Origin of the sequence: Rhizobium sp. Root483D2, assembly GCF_001426685.1 — a bacterium.
GTDB lineage: Bacteria > Pseudomonadota > Alphaproteobacteria > Rhizobiales > Rhizobiaceae > Pararhizobium > Pararhizobium qamdonense.
Genome location: NZ_LMFB01000035.1, coordinates 42,530 through 59,964, shown reverse-complemented (window position 1 = coordinate 59,964; position 17,435 = coordinate 42,530). Strand labels below are relative to the sequence as shown.

Here is a 17,435-nt window from a genome sequence, read left to right as displayed (position 1 = left end):
CGCAATACTCGTGGATAGGCTCATCTTACTATAGACAAATCCCTAAATGCCACAATTGATTCGCGTATTAGCCGGAACAAACGTAATCTTCCGCCGTTGACACGGGCTCATCGGGAGAAATCAATATGGCCGGACGTGCTCTTTGGAAGGGTTTTCTGAAGTTTGCCGAGATCAGTTGCCCTGTGGCACTGCACAGCGCCGCATCGACGTCCGAGCGCGTCAGTTTCAACACTCTCAACCGGAAAACCGGCAACCGCGTAAAGCGCGAGTATGTCGATATCGACACCTGGAAGGTCGTTGAGCGCGAGGAGCAGATCAAAGGGTACGAGGTCGATGACGGCCGATACATCCTGTTTGAGCCCGCCGAGCTCGCGGCCGTGGTGCCCGCAAGCGACAAGACGCTACGCATCCAGTCCTATGTGCCCTTTAACGAGATTGACGACCTCTACTTCGACAAGCCCTACTACCTTCTGCCCGATCGACTTGGCGAAGAAACGTTCGTGCTGATCCGGGATGCGATGAGGGAGTCCAACGTTGGCGCCCTCGCCCAAGCCGTTCTCTTCCGCCGGCTCAGGACAGTTTTGATCCGCGCCCATGGCGACGGTCTGATCGCCACAACCCTCAACTTCGACTATCAGGTTCGCTCTGCCAAGGAAGCCTTCGCCGACATTCCGAAGCTCAAGATCGAAGGCGAAATGCTTGATCTGGCAAAACACATCATCAGGACCAAGGCAGCACTGTTTGATCCCCGTACATTCGATGATCGTTATGACGCAGCTCTGGCCGAACTCGTGAAGGCGAAGATGGAAGGTCGGGCTGTCAAGGTGAAGAAGCAGCCTGCAGTCGAGCCTTCGACCAACCTCATGGAAGCGCTCCGCATGAGCGCCGGCTTTGGTTCCGCTCGTGCTTCCAAACCTCGCAGCGCCGCAGCGCGAGCCGCCCCCGCTGCTCGGCCGGCGGCACGCAAGAAGGCGAGCTAGCCAATGGCCGCCGTCAAACCTTACTGGAAGGGTTACCTCAAGCTTTCCCTCGTCACCTGCCCTGTCGCTCTGTCACCGGCCACCAGCGATACGGAGAAGGTGCGCTTTCACACGATGAACCGGGCAACGGGAAACCGGGTGGCGTCCCGCTACGTGGACAAGGTCACCGGCACAGAGGTCATCATTGAGGACCAGGTGAAAGGCTACGAGCGTGGCGAAGGCGAGTACATAATTCTGGAGGAAGAGGAAATCGACGCCGTCGCGCTCGAGAGCGTGCGGACGATCGAAATCGAAAAATTCACGCCGCGCGAATCCATCGACTGGATCTGGCTTGAAAAGCCTCATTACCTCGTTCCGAATGAGAAGGTCGGGGAAGATGCATTCGCGGTGATCCGCGATGCCATGCGAGCAGAGAATGTTGTGGGGATATCGCGCCTCGTCTTCGGCCAGCGGGAGCGTGCGGTGATGCTTGAACCTCGCGACGAGGGTATCGTCCTGTGGACGCTTCGCTACGGCGATGAGGTGAGGCCCAAGGAGGAATATTTCTCCGGCATCAAGGCGCAGCCGGAGGGCGGCCTTGCTCCTTTGATGAAGCAGCTGATCCAGAAGCAGACGAAGAAGTGGTCACCCATCAGTGATCCCATTCAGGATCGATATGTAGAGCTGATAGCCGCGAAGAAGACGATGAAGAAGCCCGCAAAAGCGGCGAATAAAAAATCTTCCGGCGGCGACAATGTCATCGACATCATGGCGGCACTAAAGAAGAGCCTCGAAGAAAATAAGCAGCGTAGCCGGTAGCCTTCGGCGCCCGGGTCTAAACACCACCATTGAGTAAATTGGGTAACAATGAGTTTCTACACGTGGACGATATCAAAGCCTGGCCGGCAAACAATCAAGAAGGTGGGCCATGTTGACGAGCTACGCAGCTATCTGCGGGAACTTGACCTTCCGGGCATCGCACTGCCGGAATTTGTTACTCTCGGTACGAAGGTATCCGACCATGGGACCTACACCCAGAAACGAGGCAAGCTGGATGAATTGTCGGTGACGTGGACAAAGATCGACGGTTATTGAGGAACCGGTCAGCCATAGGAACAAATTAGTGATGTGTGATGTTCTACGGAAACGGAGGACACGCCATGACCTTCTATGCATGGACAATATCAAAACCCGGCCGCCAGGATATCAAGAAGGTGGGCGATCTGGAGGAACTGCGGGACTATTTGCGCGTTCTTGATCTTCCCGCCGCCGCTCCGCCGGAATTCGTCACAGACGCCAAAGTTTCCGACCATGGTACCTACACCCACAACGAGGGCAGTATGGACGAATGGTCGTTGACCTGGACCAAGATTAACGGCGAGACTGAAATCATTGACTGAGCACAAAAGTCGAGTCGGTCAACTTTTCAGTGGCGACGCAGGATAATCCAGCTTTCAATGACTGTTAAGTTTTTTCGATTCGAGCGAGTCAGCCCCTTGCGGTGGCGGAGAAAATTGTCAGCTGACAATTGGCATAAGTTACGGATAATGTTTAGATATTTTAGCCCGGCGTAGGGTGTTAAGTTTTTGTTAACTAAAAAGAACTTGACGCCCACCCCAGACTCGCGATCATTTGCGGAAATTCTTCCTATTCATCAGGATTTGCGTGAATGTCGATCAAGGCCGCGATTGTCGAAAAAGCAAAGAAAACCAGCGAGCTTTCGATTGATGAGACGATCGCGCACGATGCCAATATTCTAAGTGGCCAACTTCAGATCCTATTTGAGAAGCTCTTTTCTCCGAACGCTCAGAAGGAGCTTCGGCGGTTTAGCAGCGCCGAAACTGCAAGGCTACTAGGTGTGACCGACAGCTACGTCAGACATTTGGCAACACAGGGCGAGGGCGTGACATCGGAAAAGACATCGGGAGGTCGTCGAACATTCTCTCTGGAGGAAGTGAATGCGATCCGACATCACCTGGGACGCACGAAGCCGAGCTATTTGCCGGGCAGACGGGAGAGCGATCATCTTCAAGTTATCGCGGTCACAAATTTTAAAGGAGGGTCGGGCAAGACAACATCTTCCGTCCACCTGGCGCAGTATCTCGCTCTTCGGGGCTACCGGGTGTTGGCGGTTGATCTCGATCCCCAAGCCTCAATGTCGGCGATGCTCGGTTTCCAGCCTGAGTTCGACGTGGGCGAGAATGAGACTCTATACGGCGCCATTCGCTATGATGGTAATCGACGCAATGTCTCTGAGGTGGTTCGCAAAACGTATTTCCCGGGGCTCGACCTGATACCCGGCAACCTCGAGCTCCACGAGTTTGAGCATGACACGCCGACGGCGCTCGCCGACAGTTCGCGCAACGAAGAAGAGATGTTTTTCATGCGCGTGGGCAACGCGCTGCTTTCGCTTGAACAGAACTACGACGTTGTAGTCATAGATTGCCCCCCAACACTCGGTTTTCTGACTCTGTCCGCATTATGCGCAGCAACCTCGGTCCTAATTACGGTTCATCCCCAAATGCTGGATGTCGCGTCGATGAACCAGTTTCTCGCTATGACCTCCGACCTTCTCTCGGTCGTCAAAGCCGCGGGCGGAAATCTTCAGTATGACTGGATGCGTTATCTAATTACCCGCTATGAGCCCAATGACGGCCCGCAGGCGCAAATTGTAGCATTTCTGCGCAGCCTGTTCGGAGAACGTGTTCTGACATCAATGATGGTGAAGTCGACGGCTGTTTCTGATGCCGGTTTGTCCAAGCAAACAATCTACGAAGCGGGTCGCGACACTATGCATCGACAGACCTATGACCGGGGTGTTGAGTCCATGGACAGCGTCAACGGCGAGGTCGACCAACTCATCCGCAGCGCATGGAGCAGAACATGAAGGGCCGCGATATACTGAAAGGCATGCTCGGCGCCGCAGACAACGCCAAAACCGAAGCGCCAACCGGCCATGCCCATCGTCCAACAGGTGCCGTCAGGGCGATGAACTTGTCGTTGGGGAAGCTCGGCGAAGAAGCGGCCGCCGCGAAATCACTTCGCGAATCCATGGCGTCTGGACTAGCGGTGGTGGAAGTTGAGCCTGGCTTGGTAGAGATGTCGTTCATTCGCGACCGTATTCCGATCGAAAACGATGCTGACTTCGAGATCTTGAAGCTCTCCATTCAAGAGAGTGGCCAGCAAGTGCCAATCCTCGTGCGACCTCATCCGACCAAGTCAAATATGTACCAGGCAGCCTACGGCCATCGTCGCCTCAAAGCTGCATTTGATCTGGCCATACCTGTAAGGGCGGTTGTCAAGAACCTTACTGATGAAGAACTTGTTCTCGCGCAGGGGCAGGAAAATGGCCCCCGTCTCGATCTCAGTTTCATCGAACGCGCGTTGTTCGCTTACCGCATGCAGCAGCATGGTTTCGATCGAGAAATGATTGCCAAAGCGCTGGCAACGGATAAGCCCGAGATATCACGTCTCCTTCAGGTCGCTCAAACCGTGGACCCCGAGATAATCCTAGCGGTTGGTCCAGCGCCTAAAGTCGGTCGGCCCCGTTGGCTCGCCTTGGCTGACAAGCTCAAGGATGAGACGTTGCTCCGACGGGCTCAAAGTGAGACTCGCAGTTCAACATTCTCGGCCGCGGAGACGAACAAGCGTTTTGAACAGCTCTGGAAATCTCTGGAGCCGAAGAAGTCCAGGACGAAAGATACTGTCGAGACAGTTCGAACTAAAAAAGGCTTGCCAGTTGCGTCGATGATTCACGTAAAGAACGCAGTAAGGATCACTGTCACGTCGCCAGATTTTGCTGACTTCCTCGTTAAAAAGATGCCAGCTCTGGTGGCCGATTTCGAAACGGAAAAAGAAGTTGATGCAAGGGACTAGCGGGATTGTCAGCTGACAATTGACGCACAAATTAGGAGTCGAACCGCAAAAGAAAAAGGCCCCCCAAACGTTTCCGTCGTGGAAGCCTTCCTCATATCTAGCAGTCTGAGAATCGCATTTCCTCGAATCACAGTCAAGAGTCTTTGGCATCGTTTTGGTGAGCGGATTTCTTTTGCCTGATTGAAGGTGAAAGAAGATGCAGATTGGAAGTGTGACGACGCCCTTCGGGCGGCGGCCAATGACGCTTGCCTTAGTGAAGGGGCAACTGGTCACGGCTGACACAAAGACCGAGAGATCGGTCGATAAGTGGAAGGTGTTTCGCGACGTCTGTGAGGCCCGGGTTCTGCTGGGTCTCACCGACCGGGCGCTGTCGGTGCTCAATGCACTCCTGTCGTTCTATCCCGACCAGCAACTGGGGGAGGAGAGGGGACTTGTTGTATTCCCCTCCAACAATCAGTTGACGGTTCGCGCGCACGGAATCACGGGCACAACGCTACGCCGTCATCTCGCAGCCCTCGTAGATACTGGGCTGATCATCCGCAAGGATAGCCCGAACGGCAAGCGCTACGCACACAAGGACAACGCCGGCGCGGTCCAGGACGCGTTCGGCTTCAGCCTGGCGCCGATGCTTGCCCGCGCCGAGGAGCTTGCTCACATGGCGCAGCAGGTGGCTGCAGCTCGGAAAGCTTTCCGGCTTACGAAGGAGCGGCTGTCGATCTGCCGGCGGGATGTGCGCAAGCTGATCACGGCTGCAATGGAGGAGGGCGCAGCAGGGGACTGGGGAACCATCGAGGAGCATTACATCGCTCTCCTGGCGCGACTTCCACGCACGCCACAAATCGATGATCTGGAACCAATCATCGAAGAATTGGAGATGCTCCGCGACGAAATCATCAATTTGCTGGAATTGCAGGTAAATTCGAAAAAAACAGACAGCAATGATGTTCAAACTGAACGCCACATACAGAATTCAAATACCGATTCTATCCATGAATCTGAACCTAGCTCCGAAAAAGAGCAGGGGGCAAAATCTCGGCATGTCAGCGAACCGATAAAAGCCTTTCCGCTTGGGATGGTGCTGAAGGCATGCCCGGATATTGCGATGTATGGGCCTGGCGGCGCGGTGGGCAGTTGGCGGGACTTGATGTCGGCCGCCGTGGTGGTCAGGTCAATGCTCGGCGTCAGTCCGTCGGCCTATCAGAACGCTTGTGAAATCATGGGGCCGGAAAATGCTGCGGTCGCCATGGCCTGTATCCTCGAGAGGGGAGGGCAGATCAACTCGGCCGGCGGCTATCTGCGGGACCTGACGCGCCGGGCGGAGCAGGGCGAGTTTTCGCTCGGACCGATGCTGATGGCGCTGTTACGGCTAAATGGATCGGTGCAACAGAAAGTGGGGTAGGGCTGGACTTCCACTCGACCCAAAGTTTCGGCATCTACGCGCTGGCTTCACCATGGAGACAATTGAGCTCGAAAACCGTAAGGAAGCTTCGATGAGCAGATTTTCAGAAACAGAAGCCGCCTTGCTAGAGCGGCTCCGCGCTCTTAGAGCAGAGCCGGAAGTGTCGATCAATCTGTACGACATCGGCGTCCCACTGGTTGCTGCTGGCTTCAACCAAAACGAGATCATGGCTGTCCTGAATGCGCTTGAACAGGACAAGATTGTATCGTACGTCACGGGAAATCGGCTGTTGATACTCAAGGACTTACCTGATCTGTAAATTTACACTTGTCCTCGGCGACAAGTCCCTAACCACTCGCTCTCGTTAATCCTCATCTACCGGCATAGAGCGAGCGATCGCTATTAGTGGCTATCTGCCTGCCGCAACGGCGCGGGTAAGCACCAGGCCATCTCGGCTGGTGAGGAACGTGGTCGAAGAAGGGCCCGATCGGTGCGCAGAGAGCATCGCAGATTATTTGCAGCCGACTGGCTGCTGACCCGGTTAGTGCCTATTTCGTACTTTGGGTTTGCTGATGAGTAATGCCAAGACGAACTCCAAACTGGCGCGTAAAGTCCGAAATGGGGCACGACAGCAGACCGTCCATTGCCAGACTGATTGCGAAAAGCCTGCATCCGAGAATTAGTTAGATGCGGAGGTCTGTAATCGGCGCCGGTTGCGGACATCGGAATATCAATGACCGAAGGCGGCGAACAATCTTCTGCGTCGGGCGCGATACCACACTGGTTGTGTCGCCCATCAAAAGTTGAGGAGATCAAGACATCGCTTCGTTGCAAGAAGCTGGGACTACAAGTAAAAAGGGATGTTGGAGTGAAGGGGAAACTACTCCGGCCAAGGATATTTGAAATCATTGCACGTCTGGGGGGCAAATGGAGGGTCGCAAGTGGGCTACCGTTTCCGAATTGAAAACTGCCAACGTCTCGGAATCGATCCTGAGCGTGTTGAAGGGCATGATACCGAGCCGGCACTTTCCCAAACAGCCGACCGCAGACATCTCCAGCTACGTTGAGCAAGTCCTGCGGCTCGGACAGAAAGAGCCAAACGACAGCCACGGCTTCGTATTCAAGTATCTGGCGAGGGCAATCGGTCCAAGCAAACTTTTGAGCGTCATTCGTCCGCCCGTTCGCATTCCGACCTCAATGCGTGTGTCGTCGGGCCTTTCGGCAGCGTTCGACGATGCATTCACTATTCGACGCCGAACCGGCGGTAAGGACAACTTCATCGGCGCTCGCCACGTTTTGGTGTCTTTGATTACATCGCAGAACAGGATAGTTGCCGAAGAACTCGGAATGGCGATGCAAGTGGTGGACAGACCCGATCTGAATGCCTTGCTGATGAACTTGACGCCTATCCTGCTGAACTCGTTGGAGCCAAATGAGTCACTAGCACAGTGGGCTTCGATACTGCGGGAAAGAGGGCATGCAAACGTAGCACAGGCATTGGGGGCGTTAAGCCCTGAGCATGAAAGCGCTACTTTGGAGGCGCCCCTCGCAGCATCCGTAGCACCAGGCTTTTCGGCACAAGCCTCAGCTCCGATCGAAAAGGCCGACGGTCAGCGTAGCCCAATCCATCAACTCGATCCGATCGCGCGTTTGCGCAATGATGATCCGAGAATGTTGGAGCAACGAGACATTGTCGGCATTGACGACGCCGCAGAGGCGCTGGCCCGAGTGATTGCCTCCAAGAATTTCCGCCCGCCATTGGCAGTCGGAGTCTTTGGGCATTGGGGTTCAGGGAAAAGCTTTCTGATGCGTCGCATCGAGCAAGAGATTGGTGTCCTGCGCCATCTGCAGAGCCCTGCGTTTCACTCTCAAATTGTCGAAGTTCGTTTCAACGCCTGGCACTACGTCGACACCAGCTTGTGGGCAAATCTAGTGGGGGAGATTTTCGAGACGCTCGACCGAAGATCACCACCCGACAAGGCTTCCAAAGACGGCATATTGAACAGGCTTACGACCGCGCGAGAACTCACTATTGCGTCAGCACGGGATTTGGCGGCAAAGAGACAGGGCGCTCTGCATGCGAAAGAGGGACTTAGGCGCGCTGAAGCCGACTTCGAGGCCAATCGGTCAAGCATTTCTCAGATGATTAAGGGGGTTGCGGGCGGCGCTAAGGCAGCTTGGATTGCAGCTTCCGATGACCCCGAAGCAAAAAAGCTCGTGGAAGGCGTTTATGGACAAAGCCTGCCCGAAATGATGGCTCAATGGGGTGATCCGCAGACGGCATCGAACTCATTGCGGAAAGATGCGGCTGTGTGGCTTGCAATCCGTCGTGATCTGGGCGGATGGATACCCATGGTTTCTTGCCTTGGCATTTTCGTCGCGCTCTTGACGATCTCGTTCTGGGGCACGTCTATCCTACCGATAGAGTTCTTGACAAAGGTGGACCAATTCAATCCATTGTTGTTGGCAAGCTCCGGATTTTTAGTGACGGTTGCGGGTTGGTCGGCTCGCATCACCAGGACCGCAGTACTTGCTCGTGACACTGTGGTCGCCGCAGTATCTGGATACGAAGACGCCGCGAGCAAAAATGCCAATGGGAACGAAAATGATTTGAAGGCCGCTCGAGAAAAGCTCGATGCAGCTAGGCTCAAGGTCGCGGCGGCGCAAGCCTCTTTGGGCGAGGCCATTAATTCTCAGGCAAATGCGGCCAATGAGTTGGCGCGAGACACTCCAGCCGAACGGTTGCGGGCATTCGTCAAATCAAAAGCCGGAGCTGATGGCCCTTACAGGAGCCAGCAAGGCCTAATTGGCACGATCCGTCGGGATTTCGCCGACCTTTCGAACTTAATGTCTTCCAAAACTGTTCCTGATGCCTCCGGCGGGGCTGAAGGCGATGAAAACTTCGAAAAAGATATCGAGCAGTTACGGACGGATTTCCCCGACGTTTTAACCACAGACGAGATCGAAACCCTGCGAGGTTGCACCATCTCCATGTCCGAGGTCGAGCACTTAGACCGAATTATCCTCTACATCGATGATCTTGATCGTTGCCCTCCAGACAAAATCATCGATGTGCTTCAAGCGGTGCATTTGTTGATGGCATTCCCGCTGTTCGTTGTCATCGTGGCAGTCGACGTGCGGTGGCTGAAGACCGCATTGGAAGACAGGCATAGGCAATTTGAGGGTGGAAGCACAGATTTAAAGGCCCTTGAGTACCTTGAAAAAATCTTCCAAATGGCGATCTGGACACAGAAGTTTGATGCCGATGATATCGGCCAACTGATCAGAAGCCGCCTTTCGGGCTCTGAAGGGAGTCGATCGTCTGAGCAAAGTACAGATGCTCAAGGTGGTGGGAAGACGCAACGTGCAGCAAGCTACCAAACTCCCCTTCCTATTGATACGACCCCGAACGCGACGGACAACGACCAGGAAAGCCCTGAAAACAAGCCGGAACGCGAGCGGCCCTCTGTCAACGAATTACTGGAGATTACAGATGAAGAGATTGAGTTCTTAGAACGAACTTGCAGAGTTTTGGAAATGACACCGCGTCGCGTCCTTCGACTGATCAACAGCTATCAAGTGGCTAGAGCGGCCCTAGATCAAACCAACTTCGAAGCACTCATCTCGCAAAAAGGTTATCGCGCATTCGCGGGTCTTTTCGCATTGGCTACCGCAAAACCGGACCATATACACGAGATTGTTTCGGCGCTTGGTTCAGCAAAGGATTGGGCTGGCTATCGTGAGGCTGTCCGAAATCGCGATGCTGTTGGCGCTCTCTCGGAGTTTGAAGACTGGAGTAACGTGCTTGAGGCCGAGCGTGTCGATCTGCCGTCTCTTCGTGCCTATATTGCTTTGACGCTCCGGTTCAGCTTCGTTGGCCCCTGTAGCACTCGAAGTGATGAGAGGTCTCGAGGAATCGCGACCACCAATTGATGAGGAAGCCACCGGCATACTTGAAAATGACCCCGAGACGTCGTCGGGCAGATAATGCGCGAACTGAGCTGTGCGACGCCCAAGTTGTGCGATTGGCTGAGGTAGCATAGCCAAGTCGGGCAGATGACACCCCAGTCGCGGTGAAGGGTGACCAAGCAGTCTGACTCAACTTATCCACCTGAAAGTTCCCACACTTTCCTCCGTGGGGCTTGATTACTGATTGCTTTAACTGCCTCATTCGGTTTTCAATTTATAGGATCGAAGATGGCCGAGCTGTCCGCCGTTGTCCGGCTCCGTCCTGCGCGCGTTGCCCTTCTCGTGAGTCCAGGCGACAGGGCGGCAGTTATTAAGTTTATGCGTATTTGCGCCTGCATGTGGGGCGGAAACTACAACCCGATTATCCCGGTATTTCGTAAACCTCCAAGGGCTTGGGCAGCGGAGTTTCCCGGTGACTTGACCGGGCTCGAGATCGCGCGAGGTTATATTCAATTCTTCGAGCCTGATGCTTTTGTCGAAGCGCAACGCGGCTTGCTAGAAAAGGTTGGTCTTGGTGCACTACGAGGATCCATTTCTCGCGGGCGCTTTCTTTCCCTGGATGAGGTTTTATCGCCCGAGCCGCACAAGGATTGGGCTGCGCTTCATCTCGGTTTACCTGTTACAGATTGTCTTGAGGACGTCTATCGGACGCAACAGCGGTTTGTTCAGCGCGATCCGTCTGCGGCGGTAACGATCTCAAATCCTCCTGCTTCGGGCTTGGCGGAGGCAATATTCGGCGTGTATCCGGACACTGATGGAAGCGAATATTTCTCCCGAACTTTCGATAACGTTTATCGGCCGGAGGCAATTCCGTGTTCGCCGGCGAGCTGGAAAAAGGTGCTTTTCGAAGGTGTCGCCACACCTCTTTCTGCGACGTCTCACGGTATCAATGCGCAGAGACTCTGGACTAATGACGCGAAAATCTTCGTCTTTGATCCTACCCAACTAACCGATCTCATCGACTTGTGGAATCTCAGGAGTGAGCCGAACCCGTTGGTTCCTGTACCGGTTGCCTGGTTGCCCGAGCTCCTGCCCGAACTCAACCGCATCATTGCGGACGAATATAGGCAGCTACAGGGCAATCCCAACGGCATTATGCATTCTGCCATCCTAGAGTTCTCGAGAGGCGTAGCCGATGAAGCGCGGCGAAAGGCGCTAGCTCTGCTTCAACCTGGTCTCCCGCAGTCAAAAGATGGCCCCGGATCATTGTCCGTGAAACAATGGCGAGACAGGATCTGGGATAAGCCCGGCGGCGGGATGATGAATTCTCCCAAACGGATTGTCCTTGATGTCGAGGAGCAACGCGTGACGCTGGAGGTTAAGGAGACCGACTCTCAACCTTCAGCGCGCTTTAAGCCGCTCTGCCCGTCTTTTGCATCGCGCTACGGCACCTCTCAACTGAGATGGGTCAATAGCTTACGGGTGGCCAACTATGGTCGAGCGAATATTGCGACTATTTACCCCTACAACACCTTCGATCGATCGAGGCCGCGTCTCGGCTTTGGTTCCATGGACGTGATGATTGGCACTGAGGGTTGGAGTTTTGGCCAAAGATACGACCGTATCGAAGAACTTCTGCAATTAGAGCCCCAAGACACTGCCATTCTGGGTTTCCTGAAGCGATCAGGGATGGGGGCGCGGTTATCCGAGCCGGGCCATATCGCCAAGCAAATCATCGATCAACTTGGTGGCCTGTGGGGTACACATCTCATAGCGGACGGCGAGACGCTCAAATTGATAAACGACATGGCCGGCGGTGTCCGTCGCCGCCAGAACGGCGTTGAGGAAGTACAGGAACAGTTCGACCCCCGATCCCGCCCAATCAAGGACTGGGCTGCCCTGGTAACACGCCGCAAAGCACGTTCTCATCATATGCTGGAGCTGGACCACTTTACTAAGGCGAGCATGTTGGTTCTCGGACTGGAGACCCAATGCACCAACTGCTTGACCCGCAATTGGGATGCGGTGGACCGACTGGGCTATTCTTTGACATGCAAACGCTGTCTGAAGCCGTACCCGTTCCCGCAGGGAGCTACGAACACGCGGCTTTGGACGTATCGCGTCGCGGGTCCATTTTCGGTTCAGGATTACGCGAAAGGCGCGTACGGCGCCGTCCTGGCGGTGCAGACAATCAGCGAGTTGGAATCTCATTTCCGATCAATCAACTTCATCACCGCAGTCGAACTCGAGCTGGACGGCAGAAGGGTCGAAGCGGATTACATTGCTTTTCACCAAGCCGACGCCTTCGACGGTCAATACAATCCGAACTTGATCTTAGGAGAAGCCAAGTCGTTCGGCCATGGCGATCTGATCAAGCCGAAGGATATTGCAAGATTGAAGGATTTGGCGTTGCGGTTCCCTGGTTCCTACCTCGCCGTCTCCATACTGAGGAACCACTTTACCGATACAGAAAAAGCCTTGTTACGAAAGCTTGTCAGGTGGAGTCGGAAACTGGCGGAGGACGGTGGACCAAGAAATCGTGTCCTTTTACTCACCGGCCACGAACTCTTGCGGCAGTCGGCCCCCATCGGTCACACATGGAAAGAATTAGGTGGGACGCACGCGGAATTCTCGGACTTCCACCACACCAATTCGCTTCGTAACGTCGGTGAAGCCAGCATAGCCATACATCTAGGTATGCCCAGCTTCGAGAGCGAAAGGCATGCGGGTTGGAACAAACGATTGCGCAAGGACCCGAACGCCTTCCCTCGCATTCCTGGCCAGTGGGGGCGCATCCTGCATTCCATGTCGGGGCCTACGGCTTCTGATGTACCGGAAATTGAACGGTAGATATATTAAAGACGACCGCTTCTCGCGCTTTTCTGCCTGGACCAATATCGCAAAAGACTGTCGGGTCTCTTGGAGCATGCTCGGGTATCCTGAATGGCTTAATTGGGGGCGCGAAGCTGCCATCTGCGATTCAGTTCACGATCTCCGCTTTGAGCCGATTGAAGACTTCGTCCACAGTGTCGAACGCGCTAGAAGTCTCTGGGAGCGAGCGGCGATTCCGACTTGCAAGCGTTTTTTTAGCTCAAGCGGTTTATTGGCGCCTCGCCCAGCCATTTCCGCGAGCAACGGGGTTGTGCGCACTTGAACTGGGTTTGGTGATTTGCGTGGCCAAATTTTTGCCACCAGCGCACCCGGACATTCCAGTCACGTACATTGTCCGACGGGCTGTTGGACGATTAACGCCACCGGGAGGCGCTGTGCTGGCCTTACGATGGGAGGGCGACAAGGCCGCGTGGCGAGGCTCTGATTTGCGAGCCGCGATCGGCACACGAGGAGGAGTGGTACTGCGCGTCACGATCGTCAGGTTCTTTTCGTATCCGAACCAGGTGTTGCGACCATAGTTTGGCCATCCTACAGCACGGGGCGTGTCGAGAACTATGTGTGTCACAATCGAGAGGACGATCAGGGCGCAGACAAAAACAAGAGCGGTCATGACGCTGAGATATGGCGCCACAGCGCGCGGGACAAGGCCGCGTCTGGTTCAGTTTTCATCACGCTGCATCAGCGTAAAAACTGCTTGAGGCCAGTCTGACAGTCGCCATGATTGCGAGTACTGAAGCTGTCGATACCGTACGACTGGAGTTGTCAGCTGATAGCGACTGCTGATCTTTTGTGGTTTCTCGCCACAGGGCGAGTCAGCAGTGCGATTTAAGGGTTTGGGTGGCCTGTGGTTCCCCCGCAGGGGAGGATCGCCGCTGGTGGGCCGCTATGGCGGTTTTCACCATAGTGGGAAGATCAGGACGCCCCAGATTTCAGGGGTAATCACTTCTCTATCTTCCTTCTTAGTGTAGTATACTCTTTCTTTCCCTCGTAGAACAAAAGTAGAAGAAAAATAAGAGTATAATATAGAGAGGGATTGAACTCGGCCAATCTGAGTCAATTTGAGTATACTGTACTCTGATCAAACCACCCTGTTGGTCGATATGGCCGGTTCCGAACCCGGGCCTCGATCACGCCCCGCGGTCCTATATTTCCCCACCTCGATCCGTGAACCCAGCCCTACACCAGCAGCGAAAGGCTCGCGGATCGAGGCCCAAGTCAAGAGGTTATGGCTCGATCCAGCAATTTCGGTTGCTTGCTCATAAAACTTTCGAGCAAGCCGTCCAGCGGCATATCCAAAACCTCAGAAATCTTCTCAAGTTCACTGAGCCTGAAATCGTACTGGCCCAGTTCCATTTTACGAATCCGCTGGACAGAAAATCCAAACAGCTTGCTGGAATAGCGATAACTGTTCCGGGCTACGAAATAACTTATTTTGATGCCCACGACGCGGTGGCTCTGTGAAAACCATTTGTCGGTAGATATTCCCCTTGGGCCGCGCCGCGCCGACCCTTTAGAGCGAACTATTCCACGCTCCTTGATGAGCTTTTGAATAGTGCTGTGTGAGCGGCTATATTTTTCGCCGATCGCGGCTACGCTCATCGGCGTGTTCTGAAGGTCGTGGGCGGCTTTGTCCCGCCAGGATGTGTCGTCCAACATGTTGCTCTCATTTGCAGGCCTTCGGTGCCACCGAAAGCGGTAAGGAAGGGCGAGCCGGCGCTTGTTACGGCAACAATTGGGGACCACACATGGTGTCTTCAGGTGCAACCGGCCAACGGCGGATTGAGGCTTAAAGGCCCTATCAGTTTTTCTAGGAGTTTCTGGGTATCAATTACCTTTCCTCTTTCTCTCTCTCTCTTGAATAGGAAAAAGGGGGGAAGATAATAGAGATGAAAGGGGTCATGTGATGCAACAAGAACTTTCAGGGTATTAGTTACCTGTCTTCGCACTAAGGGAGGTGGGCCGACCTTGGTCGGCCTCCTTCACCGCAGCGACACCGGTCGGCCAGAGCATAGTTAGAAAATCGTCTTGGGACGCCCAACATCCGTTAAGAACGTAAACCGGCGCCGCGAGTAATGCGGCGCCACTGTTCAGCTAGTACGCTGCTACCATGCGCCGGATGCCCTCGCTGCCAACCGCAATGGTGTGTTACGGACCAGCATAGACGTCTCGGTAGAAGGGTCGTCAATCAAGACCAACGCATCGAGCCACAGTTGGAAAGCCTCGGCTTGTGGGTAGTCGTTGTCGAGATAGGTGAACGCCATTTCTGGAGAAAAGAAAAGCTTAAGACCAGGATAGTCGCACTCCATGTGACCGTGGTGAAAAAACTCGGCCCCAGGGTACTCGGTGTGGTCCAAGGTCTCATACACATCAGGCTTGTAGCCCTGCATTTGCGCGATATCGGCCGCGAGCACCCAATTCTTGTCTTCGTAGGGGATGATCCGGACACGCTTGCCACAAAATTCAGTTTCGAACATTCGTAATTCCTTTGTTGTTGTGAATGTTCGAATGGTACAAGTGCATCAGATGTCGCACCATCCATGAACGGCTCGAGTATACTGTACTCCCGACGATAAGGCGGACCACGGCCGGCCCCGAAGAGCCCTCTCTTCCCCGTCCCACCGTGGTCCTAGACAAGCTATCCCGGCTACACCTCCGGGAATCGCTCGCCGTACTCTGTGCGATCCCAAGCCGCGAACCCGACGCATCGGGTCTCGGTTCCGAACCGGAACCGCGACCTCTAGTCGTCGATTATCGGATATCGGTTCGCGGCTCAGGATCGCGAATTTTCAGGCTGCAGTAAGCCATAGGTCTTCGGCATTCCGCTGAGCAACGGCCATGTTGGCAATTTCCGCTAGCAGATTTTCCGCAAAGATAAGGCGGGCCTCGTCACCCACTGATCGTGCAAGCAACTCCAATGCCGCCATTCGATCGGGGAGGGGGCTCTGATCGAGACTTCTGTGATAATTTCTGTCAAAGACTTCGAAAGCTTCACCTTCAGAGGGAGGGGAGGGGCGACAGGTTCGCTCGCGGATCCCATCTCCGTTTTACGCTTGGCTTCCGCTTCCGCTGGCGACAGATTGCAGAAGCGATCGTAGTCGTTCTTGCTCGAGCACGAGAGCATCGTCATGTGCCGATTGATCATGCCGAGCACCATTGTCGTGGCCTGATCGATGGGAAGGGCGCGCACGTCATCCCACGAATGATTGCCGAGGACAGTGTTTCTGGCCTTGTCGGCCATGGAGTACATGTTCTGAAATGTCTTCGACGGCTTGGCACCCTTGCCGAAGATGGCATCGATCAAAGCCTTCTTGTCGATACCGCGAGCAATGGCCAGGAGGGCATAGGTCATATACCGCTTCCAAGCGGCCCGCTCAGCGTTGCCGATAGCAGATACTTCCATGTCTGCGATGCGGGCACACGGCCTTTACGGTGTACCCTGAGTTCATCTCAGTAGCTATTTCCTGCAGCATCTGATTTGGCCTTTTTGTTTTTCCCCCGCAGGGGAGGAAGGTAGGGTTAAAACATTACTGATGACCGGCTGCACCGCGCGACCGACTGCCCTCATCAACTGTTTCAAATTCTACTGCCTCACTCACCAGAAGACCAACGGAAGGGTACCACCTAATTATCTGATAGAATTCGGCTTTTACCCTGAACGGGGTCAGACAAACTCCGGGAAATTTTTTGATTTTCCGAGTGCTATCATAGCTGTGGCAACGTAACCGACCCGGCCGCGCTATGCGGTGAAAAGTGCGTCACTCTGATGAACCCGCGGCATTGCGACGCTTCTGGCTCAACCCCATCTATTCCTCATGAAACACAATCCTTCCGCCACCCATACCCACCGCTCCCCAACTCACTCCGACGACGTGATGTTCGAAGATCCAGGGCTCAACGCGCTCTGGCGGATGCAGGTTGATGCAGACCGTAACGAGCAGCGTGCCTTTGAAAAACGTCGGGCGCGGGAATGGTGCGGTATCGCCGGCAGCGGCACGGCGACAGACTGTGCAAAGTGGGCAGGGGCTCAGGCCGGGTCTCAATCTTCCGCCCCCTCATTTGACCTTGGGGCGCTTGGCCGGCGCCCAGAGAGCGATCATCCTGTTGACTCGAGGCTGGACACGTCTCTTCGCCTCATGGTGCTCGACACCCTCCAGAAGCAACTGGTCATAATCGGTCATATTATGGCGTAGGTAGGTCTGCATGCTGATGCCTACGGCCTTTCCGATAGTGCAATGCTTCCACTCCCGGTCGGCGACTTCAGCGGCGAAAAACTCCACCGCGAATTCAGGGCAGCGAGGATGGCAATGGCGGATGTGTGGCTTGATATCTTCGATATTAAAACGCGCCATCTCTTATGATCTTGCAATTTGGGAAAGCTGACCCGTCAGGTGGGCGCATGT

Annotated in this window: 14 protein-coding genes; 10 read left to right on the top strand and 4 right to left on the bottom strand. The window is 54.6% G+C overall.

What is annotated here, in order from left to right; genetic code table 11:
* Positions 1 to 125: 125 nt before the first annotated feature.
* The 10 genes from ASD32_RS22000 (at position 126) to ASD32_RS21955 (ending at position 12,993) form a co-directional block, all read left to right on the top strand.
* On the top strand, positions 126 to 980 hold the full coding sequence (locus ASD32_RS22000; RefSeq protein WP_060640177.1) for a Ku protein: 855 nt from the start codon (positions 126 to 128) through the stop codon (positions 978 to 980).
* Positions 981 to 983: 3 nt separating this feature from the next.
* Entirely contained in the window at positions 984 to 1,778 is a 795-nt protein-coding gene (locus ASD32_RS21995; protein WP_060640176.1) for a Ku protein, read from the top strand.
* A gap of 48 nt (positions 1,779 to 1,826) precedes the next feature.
* Complete coding sequence (locus ASD32_RS21990; RefSeq protein WP_060640175.1) at positions 1,827 to 2,054, top strand: hypothetical protein; 228 nt, start codon at positions 1,827 to 1,829, stop codon at positions 2,052 to 2,054.
* A 65-nt stretch (positions 2,055 to 2,119) separates the two neighbouring features.
* Positions 2,120 to 2,359 (top strand): hypothetical protein, encoded by a 240-nt coding sequence (locus ASD32_RS21985; protein ID WP_060640174.1) that lies wholly within the window; start codon positions 2,120 to 2,122, stop codon positions 2,357 to 2,359.
* 269 nt (positions 2,360 to 2,628) lie between these two features.
* Positions 2,629 to 3,846: a plasmid partitioning protein RepA gene (repA, locus tag ASD32_RS21980; protein WP_060640173.1), complete on the top strand. Its 1,218-nt coding sequence runs from the start codon at positions 2,629 to 2,631 to the stop codon at positions 3,844 to 3,846.
* On the top strand, positions 3,843 to 4,835 hold the full coding sequence (gene repB, locus ASD32_RS21975) for a plasmid partitioning protein RepB (RefSeq protein ID WP_082546879.1): 993 nt from the start codon (positions 3,843 to 3,845) through the stop codon (positions 4,833 to 4,835). The genes repA and repB overlap by 4 nt, the downstream gene beginning before the upstream one ends.
* A 196-nt stretch (positions 4,836 to 5,031) precedes the next feature.
* On the top strand, positions 5,032 to 6,234 hold the full coding sequence (gene repC, locus ASD32_RS21970; RefSeq protein ID WP_060640171.1) for a plasmid replication protein RepC: 1,203 nt from the start codon (positions 5,032 to 5,034) through the stop codon (positions 6,232 to 6,234).
* Between the two features lie 91 nt (positions 6,235 to 6,325).
* Positions 6,326 to 6,553: a hypothetical protein gene (locus ASD32_RS21965; protein ID WP_060640170.1), complete on the top strand. Its 228-nt coding sequence runs from the start codon at positions 6,326 to 6,328 to the stop codon at positions 6,551 to 6,553.
* Between the two features lie 608 nt (positions 6,554 to 7,161).
* Positions 7,162 to 10,167 carry a P-loop NTPase fold protein gene (locus ASD32_RS21960; protein WP_060640169.1) on the top strand — a complete coding sequence of 1,002 codons (3,006 nt, stop codon included), beginning with the start codon at positions 7,162 to 7,164 and terminating at the stop codon, positions 10,165 to 10,167.
* A gap of 264 nt (positions 10,168 to 10,431) precedes the next feature.
* On the top strand, positions 10,432 to 12,993 hold the full coding sequence (locus ASD32_RS21955) for a hypothetical protein (protein WP_060640168.1): 2,562 nt from the start codon (positions 10,432 to 10,434) through the stop codon (positions 12,991 to 12,993).
* Between the two features lie 1,257 nt (positions 12,994 to 14,250).
* On the opposite strand, the gene ASD32_RS21950 is transcribed toward ASD32_RS21955, so the two are convergent.
* The 4 genes from ASD32_RS21950 to ASD32_RS21935 form a co-directional block, all read right to left on the bottom strand.
* Positions 14,251 to 14,691, bottom strand: a complete 441-nt coding sequence (locus tag ASD32_RS21950; RefSeq protein ID WP_060640167.1) for a helix-turn-helix transcriptional regulator — start codon at positions 14,689 to 14,691, stop codon at positions 14,251 to 14,253.
* A 446-nt stretch (positions 14,692 to 15,137) separates the two neighbouring features.
* The gene (locus ASD32_RS21945) at positions 15,138 to 15,509 is read right to left on the bottom strand and encodes a hypothetical protein (RefSeq protein ID WP_060640166.1); all 372 of its coding nucleotides are present in this window, start codon (positions 15,507 to 15,509) and stop codon (positions 15,138 to 15,140) included.
* A gap of 377 nt (positions 15,510 to 15,886) precedes the next feature.
* Positions 15,887 to 16,384, bottom strand: a complete 498-nt coding sequence (locus ASD32_RS21940; RefSeq protein WP_156383290.1) for a hypothetical protein — start codon at positions 16,382 to 16,384, stop codon at positions 15,887 to 15,889.
* A gap of 703 nt (positions 16,385 to 17,087) precedes the next feature.
* Complete coding sequence (locus ASD32_RS21935; protein WP_060640164.1) at positions 17,088 to 17,384, bottom strand: DUF2293 domain-containing protein; 297 nt, start codon at positions 17,382 to 17,384, stop codon at positions 17,088 to 17,090.
* Positions 17,385 to 17,435 lie beyond the last annotated feature (51 nt).